The organism is Cohnella cholangitidis (assembly GCF_014107495.1).
In the GTDB taxonomy this organism is placed as follows: domain Bacteria; phylum Bacillota; class Bacilli; order Paenibacillales; family Paenibacillaceae; genus Cohnella; species Cohnella cholangitidis.
Window position 1 is genome coordinate 2,095,853 of sequence record NZ_CP041969.1, and the last position, 16,749, is coordinate 2,112,601.

The window sequence follows — 16,749 nt, forward strand, 5'->3', positions numbered from 1 at the left end:
CTTGTAGAATGATCGTATTTATCTATACTAAAATAGTATATTTTCCCTAAATCGTCCTTTAACGGCCCTTTTCCGGGATGATCAGGAATGCAGAAACATATTAAAAAGCGGAGGGACAAAAACGATGTCGCGTTTCAACACGGCAAAGAAAGCGATAAGCTTAATCGTTTTACTAGCAATGATGTTAAGCTTAGCTTCGACAGCATGGGCGGCTCCAAGCTCATCGGACGATCTTAAAGGCCACTGGGCGGAAACCGCCTTACGCAAATGGGTCGCGGAAGGTACTCTGAAAGGCTATAACAATCGGTATAATCCCAATCAACCGATAACAAGAGCGGAATTCATGACGTTGATCAACCGCTCCTTCAAGCTTACCGAATCAACCGATATTAAGTTCTCGGACCTTGAAACCTCCCATTGGGCTTACGGCCAAGCGGCCATTGCATCGAAAGCGGGATACGTCAAGGGTTACGCGGACCAAACGATTCGCCCGAATCGCCCGGTTTCGCGCGAGGAAGCCGCAAGCATGCTTGCAGCGCTTCTCAAGTTGAATTCCGCCGACCTTGAAGGCCTGAAGCCGATTAAAGACGCTGCCACGCTCTCCTCTTGGAGCAAAAAAGCGGTCGCCGCTCTTGTGAAGGAAGGCATTCTTACCGGCAATTCCAAAGGGAACTTCGAACCGCAACGCGAGCTGTCACGGGCAGAAGCAGTGTCCCTTCTGGACAAAGCGAGAGATTACGCTCCACCGGCAACCGTATACGATAAGGTCGGCACTTATGGCCCGACCACGGGCCTAACGACTATTTCAGGCGACGTCATTGTCTCCGCCGGGGGCATTACTCTGCAAAATACCGTTATCGAGGGCGATCTGAAAATATCTGAAGCCGTAGGAGAGGGCGATGCCTTTTTCAAAAACGTAACGGTAAAAGGTACGACTACAATTAGCGGCGGAGGTCCGAACTCCGTCCATTTCGAAGATTCCGTATTGGTAAGAATTTCAATAGATAAGCGCGATGGCACAGTGCGAGTGCTCGTTATTGGCGACACTACCGTTCAACACGTTGTCGTTCACTCGCCGGTAAAGCTTGAAGAATCAAGCACATCGGACAGCGGGTTTAAGAACGTCGAAATCGCGGACAATCTACCCTCCGGCTCCAACGTACAACTAATCGGACAATTCGAGAACGTTTCGGTTTTGTCCTCCGATATTAAAATCAGCATACCTAGCGGATCCGTGAAAACGCTCAACATCGGCGAAGGAGCCGGGAATACGACAATAGACGTAAGCGCAAGCGCTACGATCTCGGATCTCGTATTAAACGCGGTTGCCAAATTGCTGGGCCAAGGAACTGTAGCCAACGCGACCGTCAACAGCGGCGCTACGGGTTCCTCTTTCGAGAAACGTCCCGCAAACGTAGGAGGAGAAGCCTCAGGCAGCATTACTGCTCCGAACGCTGGTACCGGCGGTAATACTGGCAACGGTAGTACTGGTGGCGGTAACACTGGTGGCGGTAACACTGGTGGCGGTAACACTGGCGGTGGCAATACTGGAGGCGGCAATACTGGAGGCGGCAGCACGCCATCGTGTACGGAAGCTCCCGATGTTTGCCGGAATGCCAAATTATCGAATCTGACTGTCTCCGGATTTACGTTGAATCAATTGGATTCGAATTTTGCCGCGACGGGATCTACCGGCTTCAACCCGGACGCATTCGCATATAGCGTCGTTACCGCTCGGACGATGGAGCCTGTAACAGCTGCCCTATCCGTTACGAAGTCCACCTATTCAACAGCCTCTTATACGATCTGGGGCAACTTGTCGAACCATTTGGAATCCGGCTCATTGACGGACGCGAACTCTTCCCTTCAATTGGCAGTGAAACCGATGCAAGACAGCCGAGTGGTCATCAACGTGAAAAGCGGCGACGGAATAGCTACCAAATCCTATCAAATCTTCTTCCAGTATCCTAGAACCATTCAAGAAGGATTGAAAATAGGAAGCACTACGTGGTCGACTTTCGAGAATGGGCAATGGATCGCGCAGAATTCTTATCACATCCAGAAAGGTTCGGTCAACGGAGAGAAGCTTATCGATACGGATACCCTGCTTCTTTTCAGTCCAGGCGAAACGGTTCCGTTCCTAACCTGTACCTACTATAGCTGCAGAATTCCCGATGATTCGATTACCGGCACGACTGGAACATGGGATGTCAAAATTATGAGAAACGGTACGATTCTAGCTCAAGGAGAATATCGCTACGATCTCAGTATCGTTCCTGTATTAACAGGCGACATCGGCTTAGAAGCTATTCCTCTTACTACGCAAGAGCTCATCGACGCTCTTCGGAATGAGCCTAGCCTGACAACGCCTCTAAGTTTCGGATACAAAACATTCGTTGATTCGGCAAAGCTTCAAGCACTCGTTCCCGGCGCGAAATATTATAATATCGGCGCCCAAGACATGATAGGAACCGTAAACGCGTTGCCGGTAGGACTATCGAAGGAAGAATATAAAATCGGCATTCAACCCAACGGCTATCACGGCTACTCTATGTCCCAAGCTTATTCGTTCAGCTTCGGCAACCCGAATGCCAAACAACAAATTTATGGCGCATATTATCATCGATCCGACTCCCCGGATGAAGACAAATCGATCAATGATATGTTCGTATATGTTGGCATTTACGATGAGAACCTTCAGCTTCTCGGCCAGTTTATTACAACCCTGACATTCGATCAAGCTCACGTCGCCGATGGATATACTCCTACCGGAAACTGGGTTCCTTCGCAACCTTAACAGCAATCGCCCTTTACTTGGCTTTTCTTGCCAGGTGAAGGGCGAGTTATTTAATAGGGGTACAAACCGGCATCATTGTCGTCATGAAAGGAGTTCCCGCGAGAAAATTCTCTCCGGTCAGCCGAACCCCGATTCGCACGAGACAGAATCGTAAGCCGGATAGACGTCCGGGTGCAGGAATGCCGCAAGCTTCCGCAAACCGACGACGAGGCGCGGGGACGGCCTGCAATAGAGAGCCTCTTCCATGATATGGATTCGATTATCTCGGACTGCCGCGAGTTCCGGCCAATTCGGACGTTGCTTCACCGTCTCCGGCTTCACCTGCTGCGCTTTAACGCCCACCCACGCTAATAAAATATAGTCGGGAGCTCGGCCCAGCACATCGTCCAAATCCGTCTTCACGCTAGCCCGGGCATCGTCCGCGAATACGTTCCTCGCTCCGGCAAGCTCGCTGATCTCCGTCAGCCAATTCCCTCCTCCCGGCGAATAGACCGGCTTCGGCCACCATTCCCAGTAAAGGGCCGGCCTATTCTCGACTCGTCGGCTCAACTCCGCGTAATGCTCCAGCATTTGCTCGTACTTTCGCTTGGCGGTCTGCGCTTGTTCAACCGTATTCGCGGCTTCTCCGACAGTCAGCATGTTGCGGCCGATATCTTCCAAGCTTTTCGGGTTCAGGATGAGATAAGGCAGATTCCTCGCCTTCAAGCCCTCGATATTCTTCTCCATCCCCGGTACGGTAAGCGATGCGACAACCAGATCGGGTTCGAGCGCTTCGACGGCATCGATATCGATGTCCATATCCGAGCCCAGTCTAGGCAACCCGGCAATCTCGGCCGGCCAGTCGGAATAATTGTCTACTCCTACGATTGAGGAAGTTAACCCCATAAAAGCCAACAATTCCGTATTGCTCGGACAGAGCGAGACGATCCTCATAGTCGCCGTTCCCCTCTCACATCTCGATTCCCATGACGGCCGATATGCCTTCCTCGTAATAATGCTTAACCGGCTTCATTTCCGTAACCAGATCCGCCAATTCCACGACTTCCGGCTGCGCGTTGCGGCCCGTCAACACGAGATGCATGCCTTGCGGACGGTTGCGAATAACCTCCAACACCTCTTCCAGCGGCAGAACGTCGTTGACCGGGAACGTATTGATCGCCAGAGCGTTATTGATCTCGTCTAGAATGACCAGCTGATGCTCTCCCTTAGAGATGCGTTCCTTCGCATAAGCCCAAGCTTTGCTAAGCGCCTCCCGGTGCTCTGCCGGCGTCTTCAGCCAAGTAAAACCGATACCGAGCTGATGAATTTCGATTCCCAGCTTGTCGAACACGAGCTTCTCTCCGTATGTGCGTTGAGGAGATTTAATGAACTGTAGAACGAGCACCTTGAAGCCCCGGCCCGCGCCGCGAACCGCCAGTCCCATGGCCGCAGTCGTCTTTCCTTTGCCGTCGCCCGTATACACTAACGTCAGTCCGCGCTCTTTGCTCGGCTTTTCCATCTTCGATCAGCTCCTTTATTCTAGAAACGCCCCGCCTTGTAGCATAATTTGCGGCAGCTTATGTACCGGATGCTCGACTACGATAGGCGTAGTCCCGTATACGAGTTCGATCAACTCGCTGCGCATAATCTCCTCCGGAGTCCCGATACAGACCGCTTCGCCCTGGTTGATCATCAGCATCCGATCGCAATAGATCGAAGCGAGATTCAGATCGTGAAGCACGGCGACGACCGTCAGCTTCTCTTCCCGTTGCCAAGCCTTCACTAAATCCATCATCTGAACCTGGTATCCGATGTCCAAATAAGTCGTCGGTTCATCCAAAAGAAGCAGACTCGGCTGTTGGGCCATGACTTTGCCGAGCGCGACCCGTTGACGCTCGCCTCCGCTCAGATTTTGCAACGATCTATCCTGCATATCGACTAGCCGAAGCTTCTCCAGTATGGAATCCACGATGTTCGATTGATCGTCCTTCTCTTCTCCGAGCCAATTCTGATACGGATATCGTCCCATCTCGACGATTTCTCTCACCGTGAAATTGACCGGAGGAAGCGACTCCTGCTGCAGCACCGCCATAAACCGGGACAATTGCTTGCGCGAGTATTGCTCTATCGGGCTGCCGTCGATCCGAATGCGACCCGAGCTCATTTTCTCGACGCCGGATAAGAGCTTGAGCAACGTCGATTTGCCGCTGCCGTTGGGACCTAGAATGCCGAAGAACTCCCCTTCGCCGACGGCAAACTCGATCTCCTTCAGGACATTAGCCTCATTATAGGATTTGGAGAGATGTTGGACTTGCAGCATGCCTCTACGCCCCCAGCCTTTTCTTGTTTTTGCGAAGCAGATACGCGAAGAACGGCGCTCCGAGGAAAGCCGTGACCACGCCTAACGGAATTTCCGTCGGGCTAAGCAGCATTCGGGCCAGCGTATCCGCCCACAGCAGATAGATTCCGCCGAAAATAGCGGTGACGGGAAGCAAAATCCGATAATCCGGTCCGACCATTAACCGCACCAAATGAGGTACGACTAATCCGACGAAACCTATCGTGCCGGCTACGGAAACGGCTGCCGCGGTAATTAACGTAGATACGCACAAGACGATCATGCGCGTTCTTACGACGTTAACGCCTAGATGCTCGGCTTGACGCTCGCCGAGAGCGAATAAATTCAGCGTTCGTCCGTAGGACAACAGAACCGCAAGGCCGATTAGGAAATACGGTACGAGCATTAAGGTAAAGGACCACCCTCGCAACGATAGGCTCCCCATCAACCAGAAGATGATTTCGTTGATGACCTTGTCGGATAGGGATACCATGAACGAAACCATCGATCCGAGGAACGCCTGCACGACGACGCCCGACAGAATCAACGTTTCCAACTGGAACTTGCCGTTAATGATCGCGAGCCGAAGCACGATGAACAAACTAAGCATCCCCGTGACGAAAGCAACGGCAGGAATCATCCATTGCCCCAGCAAGACAACCTGCAAGCCGAACAAAATAACGAGAGCCGCGCCTACCGCGGATCCCGATGCTACGCCGAGCGTATACGGATCGGCTAAAGGGTTGCGCAGCACGCCCTGGAATCCTGCGCCGGCAAGGGATAAGCACGCTCCGATCAGAATAGCGAGCAGGACGCGGGGCAAGCGCACCTTCAGAATGATTTGCTCCGAGGAAACCGGCCAGTCCGGCGTCACCCAGTCCCCGACGTAAGGCAGCTGATGCCATAATATGCTCCATACTTGGGAAACAGGCAAACTCGCCGTCCCCATCGACAAGCTCACGACAACGGAAAGAAGGAGGAGCGCGAAGCCTGCTCCTCCCCAGATCAAGATTTTCCTACTCACTCTTCACCAATCCCGGATAGATGCCTTCCGAAAGCTGTTTCAACGCTTCCGTAATGCGAGGTCCGGGTCTGGATAAAATATCTCCGTCCATGCCGATCAATTGCTTATCCGCGATCGCTTTGATTTTATCCCAGCCGCTGCGGCCTTGGATAAGATCTTCCAGCTTCTTGCCGCTCTTCTCGTCGGTGATGTTCAACGTATAGATGATAACGTCCGGATTGTCCGCGATCACCTTCTCTTCGTTGATCGGGTTCCAGCCTTGCATATCGGATGCGATGTTCACGCCGCCGGCCAGCGTAATCAACTCGTCCATGAACTCGCCTTTGCCGACCGTCCAGCCGGGGGAGAACTCGATATAAACTTTTTTCTTGCCTTCGGGTTTAATCGTTGCCGCCGCTTCCGTTACTTTGCGAACGTCCTCTCTCATCTGCGCGACGAGAGCTTCCGCTTCCGTTTGCTTGTCGGTAATTTGGCCGATCAGCAGAATATTGCCCAGAACGTCCTCGATACTCTTCGGCTCCGTCTTCACGAGCTTAAGATCAAGCGAACGGAACTTCTCTACCGCCGTGTCTTTGATGGAAATTCCCGTGATGACCAGGTCGGGTTCCAATGCGATGATCGCTTCCACGTTCGGTTCGGATACGCCGCCTACCTTCTGCTTCTCGAGCGCTTCCGGCGGATAGTTGTCGTAATCGGATACGCCTACCACCTTATCGCCAAGGCCGAGCGCGAACAGAATCTCAGTCTCGGATACGGAAGTCGAGACGATCTTCTCAGGCGCCTTATCGAAGGTAAACTCCGTTCCCGTCGCATCCTTAACCGTAAGCGGGTACTCCGTCTTCTTAGCCGCTGCTTCGGAAGCCGGCGCGCTTTCCGATGCCGCCTGGCTAGCGCTTGCGATTGGGCTGGCACTTGCGCTCTGGCTTGAGCTCGGGCTCGCCTCCGAATCGTTATTGTCCTTTCCGCAGCCCGCTAATGCGACTGCCAGTGCTAACGTTAACGCTATTAACCATAATTTCTTCATAGCTTAATCTTCCCCTCGTCAAGTTTGTAGAGCAGAGCTTGAACGATCAAATCATTTTACCGGCAGGGCCATTCAACGAGAAAACCCCCGGTCTCCAGCAGGAAACCAAGGGTTAGCAGATCAGGTAACATCGGATGATTGGCATACAATCTATATCCTGATTCGGCCATTCCTTTTCCGCGAAGGATGTTCGTTGGCGAAGCCGAGTAGGCAGGTTTCCTGGCTTACGGGTTAGATGACTCCCTCTCCTTCCCATTCCTTGGAGGAACAGTGGACTTGCGAGGCAATCCCCGATATACAGTGGCGGGACCGCGCCGGGTTTGCACCGGCTTCCCTTTTAACCTCCGAAGCTTATCGCATCAAAGGCACCTACAGGCTGTAAATTATTTAATTGGTCAAGCGATAATCTCTTCTAGAATTATAGTTGAACGGACTGCAAAAGAGAAGTGAAGATTGTATGATCATCCGGTTTGGCAACCGTTTGACTCACGAAAAGAAAGGCGAACCGGGATTCTTAGCACCCGGTTCGCCTTCGTTATTAAAACGGCTCCATCCCTAGCGTATCCACTTTCTCGCCGGTGATATCAACGCCCATTTTGCTCGTAAGATCCCGATAATGTCCCGCGCGCGCTTAACCGGGCTGCCTTCCGTCTCGCCCATATTCGCTTCCAGGCCATTCAGAACCATGACGGTCATGCCGAATCCCGGCTTGCTCAATCCTTTGGACAGATGGGCTTTCGTCGGCTTCCATTTGTTAATGATAACATCGTGAGCCGAAGGCTTCGGCGCTTGCGGCGTCATCCAGAACAGGATGGCCGTCATGAAGCCTACCTTCCCATCCGCCGCCAATATTTCCGGATTGCCGAGCAGCACGTTCTTGTCCCCGTAGATGATCGAACTGAAGAGGCCGTAATTGAAGTTCCAGCTCATCATGATCGGTCCGCGTCCGTAGTAACGTTTGCCCGGAGCGCCCGGATAGAGCTCGCTGCTCGCAGGATCGACGAAAGGATCCAGGTTGACTCCGGTTCTCCCCGCGATATTCTCGTTCCAGAACAAGCCCCATTTCAATTCTCCCCCCGGCGCTGTCGCCCAACCTCCGCCGGTCTCGTGGGATAGATTCGCTAAGAATGCCGCTAGCTCGCGTTTGCGATCCTTTTTGAAGCCTTCTTTGAGGAAAGCGCCGAAATCGATGATAACGGTTTCAATTTCTTTCGTCTTATTCTCTTCGGAAGTAAAATCGGAGGACCGGGAAACTAGCGTCTCGATTCTGGCTTCCTTGTCCAGTCGATGAACTTCCTGCGCTCCGGGGCTTCCTTTGCGCGAACTGATTTTAAGCTTAATGTTCGCCGCCTCCGTGACCGCCGCGATCAAATTGTCGTAGGAGAAAAAATCCTTCTGGTTTTCTTTGTAATATTCTTTGCCTTTCGCCACCTTAAACCATTCCGGGGAGCCTAATCTGTAAGGGAACAATTCCTCGTAATCCTGCTGAGGAAGCAGCGCTTTGACCGCATCTACGGCCTTATCCGGCGTATAATCGGGGTCGATGCCGTCCCATTGAAGCTCGATCTCTTGGCGGGTTAGAAAATGATTTTCTCCAACCGCAAGCTTGCTTCCGGCATAATCGATTGCGTTCTTCCCGGTTGCCGGCTGCTCGTCGGCGGCTTTGCTTTTGCCTGCGGCCGCAACGGAGAACGGCGCTGCCAGAAGCGCGGCGGCAAGCGTTAAACTAAGGGTGCGATGAATCCACTTACTGGAAAACGAGTGCTTCCAATTCGATTCGCCCATAAATCCACACCTTTCAAGTAGTAGTAACATTTGGAATTCTATACGACCCTCCGATTGCGAGTCTATAGGGATGGAAGAAGTCCGTTTCAAAGTGACACAAATCATTTATTAGTATCAAACGATGGAATAACAAAAAGCCCCGTAGAGGATTTCCTCGCCGGGACTTTTTGCGATTATATTTTCTTAACGAATTCCGATTTCAGCTTCATTTCGCCGAAACCGTCGATCTTGCAATCAATGTCATGATCTCCGTCAACCAAGCGGATGTTTTTCACTTTCGTTCCGATTTTTACGACCAACGAGCTTCCTTTGACTTTAAGGTCTTTGATCACGGATACCGAATCTCCATCGTTTAAGACGTTTCCGTTGGCATCTCTGACGACTTTTTTGTCGTCCCCATCCGCGGCATCGGATTCCAATGACCACTCATGAGCGCATTCCGGGCAAATGAGAAGATTTCCGTCTTCGTAAGTATATTCCGAATTACATTTCGGGCAATTGGGCAGTACTGTCATGTTTCTATTTCCTCGCATTCGTGTCAGCGGTGAGCCGATGGATTTCCAATCTATTATTCAGAGACCGAAAACAACCGGATTAGCTTGAGCCGATCCTACGGAAACTCCTTTAATGATAATACGATATAGAGCTATAAAGTTCCAATTAAGAATTGCATTGTCTAACGCTTTACTTTCTTTTTACATCAACAGGGTTTGAAGCGCTAAAGCTCCTTCATGCTCAGGCTCCATCGCTATCGTTCTACGCGCGTATTCCAAGGCGGCAGCCTCATTGCCGGTCTCATAGCAGCAAACGGATAAAGGATAGAGCACCTCGGAGTCAGCCTCGCCATGCCGAAGAGACCTTTCCAAGAATACCAAAGCATCTTCGAACAATTCCATTTCGTACAGCAGCATTCCGCAGTCTAACGCCAGGTTGTGTTTATCCTCCACGGAGTAATAGGTTTTCCACATCGAATGTATTCCGCTGCGGATATCTTCTATTTCGGCCTCATTGCCGGCTGGAAGAAGATTGGAGATGCGCTTGGCGCTTTGCAGGAGCCATTGCGAATCGTAGCCGCTCAATCGCCAGAGGGCTAGGATTTGCCGTAATTCCATATGATCCAACTGCCCGTCAAACCATTGTTTCATGCTGAAAAAGTCATCCGGGCCAAAGCGTTCTACAAAACGCCGATAAGCCAGACGGGTATGCGCATAGCCCATCGGTTCTTGCAGCATTAAAATACAGCCTACGTTTAAGTTGCTATGATGATGCGCGGTGAAGAGAGACAGCGCGCCCTTCTGCTCGAAAAAGGTTTGAATCGCATGATAGTTTGCCGTCAGAGAGAAGCTTCCGTGATGAATAAGCTTGGGGGGCTCCGCAAATTCCCAGTTCTCTAACCTGTGGTCGCCTTTATCCGCCGTAATCAGAAGGAAACCCCTTTGCGACAGCCGGCCAAGTCGTTCCAAACAATTTAAACCGATAGCTGGAAAGAGAATGTGGGAATCCTCTGCCTTCTCTCGATAAAGTTCAATAACATCGCGGTACGGATACGTTTCCCGTTCAGAATCGGTCTCCTGGCGATAATGATACCCGAGTGTCGTTTTCTCCAGTATTTCGGATGCGCTCAGACCTTCCGTTCCTTCCGGAAACTGCAGGGAGACCTTGCACTCATAGATTTTACTTCCTTCCACGTAAATCAGTTCTTGCGGGATGCTGTCGAAAAAGTAATTCGCGATGACCAGCAACGGTTGCTGCAGGTCCCCCGGTCGTATAGCGATTCCCGATTGGATCAAGATTAGTTCCGTATCGGTAACGGCATCGAATTTCGCGAAATCTAAAATCCCCTTTTCAACAAAGGGAATCAAGCAGGGGTGCCGTTGCCAGTATGCTATATTTTTGACGGCGATATCGCTCATGATATAGCGAAAAGGCGGGATCGCAATGCCCGCAAAAGCCGCTAGCTCGCATAATTCGTTAAGCACATGAAAGGCTAATCGGCCCGAACCCGCTCCAAGCTCGACAATCGTGACAGGTTCGGAGGCATAGCCTACCCCCGCTCTGTCCTGAAGAAACCCGAATATCATTTCCGCATAGGCCTCGGCTATAATCGGGTTGCTCGTTATGTACTCCGGGACCTCCTCGTTTTGCCATGCCTTGATTCCTTGCTCTTCATAGTAGGAACGCTGCAGTTCCCAGATCGGGGCTTCACTGAAGCGATAGATGGGTTGTTCTGTTTGCGCCATTTTACTTATACCCCTTTAGCTCGATTCCTTTCATCATAAACCGTCCCCTTCACTATCTCCAAATCCCTGCGCTTAATCGCTAAATCGGAATAGCGACAACCGCAAAATAAAACTCCCGCAAAATAAAAACTCCCGCCCCTATGGAGGGACGAGAGTTCTCTTTCGTATTGCGATAACGGCTATTTCGCGAATCTATGGCTGCCGATCGTCGCGATCGTATCGAGACCTGACCAGAACGCTCCTTTGGACACGTCGGGATCGTAAAAATACACCGCATTCCGAACGTTGTTCTTTCCGTTCAAAGCATCCTTGGCCGCGCGAAGCACGCTTGCGTTCGGTACGCTCTTATCCAGCATGCCGTTATGCGCGACGGGGAACTGCTTGCCGGAATAGATGACATCGCGGATCGAATTCGGGAACCGCGAATCCTTGACTCTATTAAGCACGACATTGGCTACGGCCAACTGCCCCTCATAACCTTCATATCCCGATTCGACCTGAACGAGTCTAGCCAGCAGCATATAGTCCTGCTTCGTAAACGGTTCCGCCTCGTTCTCGAGTACGGAAGGGATGACGACCCGCAACGTCGTTCCGACTTTAATCTCGTCGGCTTTGTCCAGCTTATTCCGCTTTAGCAGCGCCGATTGGCTAACGCCATGCTGCTTGCTTATTTCCGATACTCCGAAATCTTCGGTCACGACGGCGGGTTCAACCGCGTCCAACTCGGCTACCTGGGCATCCGCATCCCAATTAAAACTTGTATGTAGCAGTTCGGCGACATGGCGAAGCGGAATATAGATTCTGCCTTCCGCGACGAACGGCGCCACGTCCATTAAATAGCGGCCCTCGTTGAAGTACACTACCGGCACGCCATTGCTTAGCACGATTTTGTCTTTGTTAACGGTATGAATCGTCACCGCTTCATTGTCTTGGTCCCATTCGGTCTTCGCGCCTAGCTTATCCGCCAGCCCCCCGATTGGAAGGAACAGCCTTCCGTCAAGCGTGCGCACCGAATCGGTTAGTTTCGCTTTAACGCCGTTAATCTTAATGGTTACGTTATTTACCGTCGAAGCTTCCGTTTTCTCCGCGGCAGCTGCCGGCAATGCGATGCAAAGCAGGAGAAGCGTAAAGAGGGGGATAAGCATGAACCCGCGAGTTTGCTTACTTCTACAAAGCATGATAACCTCCCAAAAATGTATAGCATGATAAATCCGTTTTTAAGCTACCGTAAAAATATATCATAATATTAAGCGCTTGCAGGATTAACATTTTCACACAATTGGGATATTCATGGAAAAATCGGGTTAGCGAGCGAGGGGTTGGGGCGGAAAAGTACCGCCTCACGGTACTATTGAGCTCGCGAGCGAGGGGCTGGCAAAATACAAGAAGCCGCCTCAAGTTTCGCTTTCGAGACAGCTTCTTTCGTCCGTATTCAATTATAACGACGCCTCATTTTAGCGAGCCGTAATACTCGGCGAAAACGTCCGCGAAAGCCTCCGCCGTGAGCAGGTTTTCTTCCAGCGTATTGTTCACGCCGCCGAACTCCATAAGCAAGCTGCCCGGGGATATCGACTGGTTATACTCCCCGTTTCCTTGATGGGCGCTCTTGGCCAACACGCCGCGCGACAAACCCGGATACTTCTTGTTAAGCCGCGCATTCAACGCTTCGGCCAATTTCTTGTTGGCCGCGAAGTTCGGATGAGCGGTTCCGATGACGAACAAGATACGCGCATAGGATTTGCCTTTGATCGTCGCCGTCGTGCTTTTGCGGGGGACGTCGGCGTCGCGATGAATATCAAAAAAGTAAGCCAACGATGGGTTTGCTTCCATCGCTTTTTTGACGTCTTTACGAGACTCCGCGTAAGAGAAGGAGAAGCCCAAATTTTGTTGTTTGAGTTTCTCGGTATAGTCATCCTTGCTTACTAACGATTGGATTCCTTTTTTTCGCAAAACCTCTCCCATTTGCTGGCCGACTAACGTAATATTCACTTTCGGATCGTCGAAGGACGTCCCTTTTTTATTGCCGACAACGTTTTTCCAGGATTCGCGATTATGAGTATGATAGATATAGACTTTCGGTTGCGAGACTTGATCGCCAAGACCGGTCTTGACGACCCATCCGGCAACGTAAGCGGTATCGCCGCCGGGAAGCGAAACTTGATACCAATCTCCTTCCGTGCCGACGATCTGAAACGAATCTCCCAGTCTAGCCTTGCCTACGATTTTATAATCAAGCCCAGGCCCGTTACGCAAATTGGTGACTTCTACGATGTTAACGAAGCGTATTGGTTTATCGATTTTCACGACCCAAGCGGCCACGTACGCGGTATCGCCGCTCGAAAGCTCTACTTGATGCCAATCCCCTTCCAATCCGACGACGGGAAATGTATCTCCCGGCATGGCTTTGCCTACAATCTCGTAATCTAGCCCCGGTCCGCTTCGCAGATTCGTAACGTCAACGATATTCACGACGGCTTCCGGAACAACCGATGTTTTCCGCTCCGCCTGCTCATTTTCTACGCTAATATTTTGATTACTAGATTCGGATGGCGAGGACGGAGATCCATAAGCAGGATCCAACGCAACGAATAAAAGCAGAGCCGTAGCGCATCCGATTAGTATCGATTTACGTAAGAACAAGGCTTACTCTCTCCCATGTCGATAGTGTCACTTAACAGTCTTCGACACTATTCAAGGAAAAGCCTTCTATTTACCCGAAATTCGTCAGAGGTCGGAGAACCTATTCCATAAAATCCTTTAACTGTTTGCTGCGACTCGGATGCCTTAATTTGCGCAAAGCTTTGGCCTCGATCTGCCGGATTCGCTCGCGAGTAACTCCGAATTCCTTGCCTACTTCTTCGAGCGTACGGGCACGGCCGTCATCTAGCCCAAAACGCAGGCGAAGCACGCTCTCTTCCCGATCCGTCAGCGTATCGAGCACATCCGCCAACTGTTCCTTCAACAGCTCGAACGCCGCGGCATCGGCTGGCGCCAAAGCATCCTGATCCTCGATGAATTCGCCCAGCTTTGAGTCGTTTTCTTCCCCGACGGGCGTCTCTAGCGAGATCGGTTCCTGAGAAATCTTCATAATCTCCCTTACTTTATCTAAGGTAAGATCCATTTCCCTTGCTATTTCTTCCGGCTCGGGCTCGCGACCAAGCACTTGCACCATTTGTCTGGAAATACGGATATACTTATTGATCGTCTCCACCATATGAACCGGAATGCGAATGGTTCTGCTTTGATCCGCAATGCTTCGGGTGATCGCTTGGCGGATCCACCAAGTCGCGTACGTGCTGAACTTAAATCCCTTCCTATAGTCGAATTTATCTACGGCTTTGATCAAACCCATATTTCCTTCTTGAATGAGGTCAAGGAACAACATGCCGCGTCCGACATACCTTCTGGCAATGCTGACGACAAGGCGAAGATTCGCCTTCGTTAATCTTTGCTTGGCCTGCTCGTCCCCTTGTTCGATTCTTTGGGCTAAATCGACTTCCTCCTCCGTGGAAAGCAATTGAACGCGTCCGATTTCCTTCAAATACATGCGAACCGGGTCATCCACCTTCACGCCTGGCGGTAAAATCAAATGTTCGTCGTTATTGAGCTCCGTCTGTTGATAGTCCGTCATCGCTAATTCTCCTTCCACGTCCTGGGGTTAACTTCAATCTAAATTAATATTGACAAAAACTTTTCATTGTGGTATGATATTTTCATCTATGGATATTTCCGAAAAATATCGTACTCGTCATTCTAACAAATGAGTGAACAAAGAGCAAGATTTATTTTTTAGGGACAAAGTCATGCTACGCATGTTCAATAACGGCACAATGTGCCGTTATTTTTTATTGCCTGGAAAAGAACGATCATCAAATAAGATAAAGACTAGTCGTTTAAAGAACGGGACATACTGTTCTATGGCAGCTGTCAGTTGAGTACGCTTGGAACATACAGAAGGGAGCATGCTGCATGTCTCGCCATACGACGAAAAACAACAAGGGAAAGAAATCGAATCCCGGAAACAATCACGATTCTGCCGTCCCGGGTTCGACAAACAAACAATAGGCCGGAAAGAAACCCCAAAATGCGGACGGAGGCGATCATATGCCATCAAGCCGGAATCACCAAGGAGCGCACGGGATCGGTCAGGTTGAAGAGCAGCTGAATCAACAGGCGCGTGCCGCGGATAACATCCAAGGCGGAAGCGAAACGGATCGCGAGATTGCCATGGAGGCGAACCGCGATGCGCACACCTCTCTGGACGAGATCATCGAAAGTAACTAACAGGGCTTAATTAGACGAAGGCTGCCGAAAGATCGGCAGCCTTCTTTCTATATAGCTTTAGTTCACCAGAATAGGATCCTCGGGGTCCGACAAATCGTAAGTGACCGGTCTTGCGTAAACGTATTGCCTCGTCTTCGGATCGTATGCGTAGACAGTAAGAGTAAGTTCAGTCTCCGGCAGCCCGCCCGGCACGACGAGGTATCGCTTGCCCGTTGTCAAATCCGTGTAATCGAAAGTCTCTTCCCCTTCGTCCTCATAGGTCCAATAGACGCTATACTGCAGCCGTCCGGCAACGGCCGGCGCGGCGGAACCCGCTTCGAAGGTAAGTTTATGGTCGATTCCTTCTTCCTCTTCCCCGGACTCGACGGCCTGAATCTTCGTTAGCTTAGGTTCCTTGAAGACTAAGGGCAACGGATCTTTAATACCGCTCAGTTTCAGCCAGTAGCTCCTAACGGACGCAAGCGTAGTTGCCGGAGGAAGGGATTCATTCTCAATTTCTCCATAGAAACCTCTTCCCTCTTGCGATTGATGAGATTTAACCATGCTCAACTTGGCCGTCGGAGAACCGAACATGGCCATGTAGTCGTCCGCCATAATCTCTCCGGGATCCCAATAATGGGTATACTCGGGGTCGGATGTATCCTCCGTGAATAAGACCGGATAATTTTGAATTCCCCTTATGGCCGCCCATTTCGTGGTTGAGTCGCTAGGAAGCTTATGTTCTTTTTTAATAAGCCAATAGTATGTAAAATGGTGTCCGTATTCGTGGCTTAAAGTCGTGGACAGACTCTCCACGGTCGACAAATTGTCGGCATCGTAAAGAATGATTTCCGTCGGCTCGTCCATCTCGATGTCGGATAGGTCGTCCTCCGTCCAAGAATAGCCCATATTCGCGACGCCCAATTCGTCTTCTTTCTCTTCCGGCGACAGAACGACCTTACCCAGGTAACGAAGTTCCTCGCCGTGCGTGTTTTTCATCAATTCGACATACAGCGCCTTCAACTTCTTTTGGTTCCATTTCTTGCTGTAGCTGACAAACTCGATCTTCTCCGGAGACAGGTACGTAGCCACCGGATTCCCCGAAGCCGCCCATGCCGAAGAGCTCGAAAATCCGCTGACTAACCCCATGATCATAGCGATTAACGCCAACATAACGGCCGATCTTCTAATCATCCGTTTCAATAACTCCGCCTCACTATCCGTTAATAATGTTGTTCCTAAATATATCGGCAACTAGATTTCGTACGATGATATCCAGGGATTCACGTTCGGGCGAAT

Annotated in this window: 14 protein-coding genes and 1 riboswitch; of the genes, 2 read left to right on the plus strand and 12 right to left on the minus strand. The window is 50.8% G+C overall.

Features of this window, described 5'->3' with window-relative positions:
• Positions 1–124 precede the first annotated feature (124 nt).
• Positions 125–2,797, plus strand: a complete 2,673-nt coding sequence (locus FPL14_RS09975; RefSeq protein WP_182302834.1) for an S-layer homology domain-containing protein — start codon at positions 125–127, stop codon at positions 2,795–2,797.
• A 117-nt stretch (positions 2,798–2,914) separates the two neighbouring features.
• Here FPL14_RS09975 and FPL14_RS09980 read toward each other — a convergent pair whose 3' ends face one another.
• The 11 genes from FPL14_RS09980 to rpoD all read right to left on the minus strand — a co-directional run bounded on the left by FPL14_RS09980 (position 2,915) and on the right by rpoD (position 14,818).
• Positions 2,915–3,730 carry a cobalamin-binding protein gene (locus tag FPL14_RS09980; RefSeq protein WP_182302835.1) on the minus strand — a complete coding sequence of 272 codons (816 nt, stop codon included), beginning with the start codon at positions 3,728–3,730 and terminating at the stop codon, positions 2,915–2,917.
• Positions 3,731–3,746: 16 nt separating this feature from the next.
• Positions 3,747–4,295 carry a cob(I)yrinic acid a,c-diamide adenosyltransferase gene (gene cobO, locus FPL14_RS09985; protein WP_182302836.1) on the minus strand — a complete coding sequence of 183 codons (549 nt, stop codon included), beginning with the start codon at positions 4,293–4,295 and terminating at the stop codon, positions 3,747–3,749.
• Between the two features lie 15 nt (positions 4,296–4,310).
• A complete protein-coding gene (locus FPL14_RS09990) occupies positions 4,311–5,096 on the minus strand; it encodes a heme ABC transporter ATP-binding protein (RefSeq protein ID WP_182302837.1) in 786 nt (261 codons plus the stop codon).
• Between the two features lie 4 nt (positions 5,097–5,100).
• On the minus strand, positions 5,101–6,138 hold the full coding sequence (locus FPL14_RS09995) for a FecCD family ABC transporter permease (RefSeq protein ID WP_182302838.1): 1,038 nt from the start codon (positions 6,136–6,138) through the stop codon (positions 5,101–5,103).
• Positions 6,131–7,162, minus strand: a complete 1,032-nt coding sequence (locus FPL14_RS10000; RefSeq protein ID WP_182302839.1) for an ABC transporter substrate-binding protein — start codon at positions 7,160–7,162, stop codon at positions 6,131–6,133. The genes FPL14_RS09995 and FPL14_RS10000 overlap by 8 nt, the downstream gene beginning before the upstream one ends.
• 192 nt (positions 7,163–7,354) lie before the next feature.
• Positions 7,355–7,550: riboswitch (cobalamin riboswitch) on the minus strand.
• A gap of 167 nt (positions 7,551–7,717) precedes the next feature.
• Positions 7,718–8,947 carry a chitinase gene (locus FPL14_RS10005; protein WP_324617893.1) on the minus strand — a complete coding sequence of 410 codons (1,230 nt, stop codon included), beginning with the start codon at positions 8,945–8,947 and terminating at the stop codon, positions 7,718–7,720.
• A 173-nt stretch (positions 8,948–9,120) separates the two neighbouring features.
• Positions 9,121–9,462, minus strand: a complete 342-nt coding sequence (locus tag FPL14_RS10010; protein WP_182302840.1) for a zinc ribbon domain-containing protein YjdM — start codon at positions 9,460–9,462, stop codon at positions 9,121–9,123.
• 180 nt (positions 9,463–9,642) lie between these two features.
• Positions 9,643–11,187, minus strand: a complete 1,545-nt coding sequence (locus FPL14_RS10015) for a tetratricopeptide repeat protein (RefSeq protein ID WP_182302841.1) — start codon at positions 11,185–11,187, stop codon at positions 9,643–9,645.
• A gap of 179 nt (positions 11,188–11,366) precedes the next feature.
• Positions 11,367–12,365 carry a cell wall hydrolase gene (locus FPL14_RS10020; protein WP_182302842.1) on the minus strand — a complete coding sequence of 333 codons (999 nt, stop codon included), beginning with the start codon at positions 12,363–12,365 and terminating at the stop codon, positions 11,367–11,369.
• Positions 12,366–12,636: 271 nt separating this feature from the next.
• Complete coding sequence (gene spoIIP / locus FPL14_RS10025; RefSeq protein WP_182302843.1) at positions 12,637–13,827, minus strand: stage II sporulation protein P; 1,191 nt, start codon at positions 13,825–13,827, stop codon at positions 12,637–12,639.
• A 100-nt stretch (positions 13,828–13,927) separates the two neighbouring features.
• The gene (gene rpoD, locus FPL14_RS10030) at positions 13,928–14,818 is read right to left on the minus strand and encodes an RNA polymerase sigma factor RpoD (RefSeq protein WP_182302844.1); all 891 of its coding nucleotides are present in this window, start codon (positions 14,816–14,818) and stop codon (positions 13,928–13,930) included.
• Between the two features lie 473 nt (positions 14,819–15,291).
• Here rpoD and FPL14_RS10035 point away from each other — a divergent pair, with 473 nt between their 5' ends.
• Positions 15,292–15,471 (plus strand): hypothetical protein, encoded by a 180-nt coding sequence (locus FPL14_RS10035; RefSeq protein WP_182302845.1) that lies wholly within the window; start codon positions 15,292–15,294, stop codon positions 15,469–15,471.
• Between the two features lie 57 nt (positions 15,472–15,528).
• On the opposite strand, the gene FPL14_RS10040 is transcribed toward FPL14_RS10035, so the two are convergent.
• A complete protein-coding gene (locus FPL14_RS10040) occupies positions 15,529–16,644 on the minus strand; it encodes a hypothetical protein (protein ID WP_182302846.1) in 1,116 nt (371 codons plus the stop codon).
• Positions 16,645–16,749: the final 105 nt, after the last annotated feature.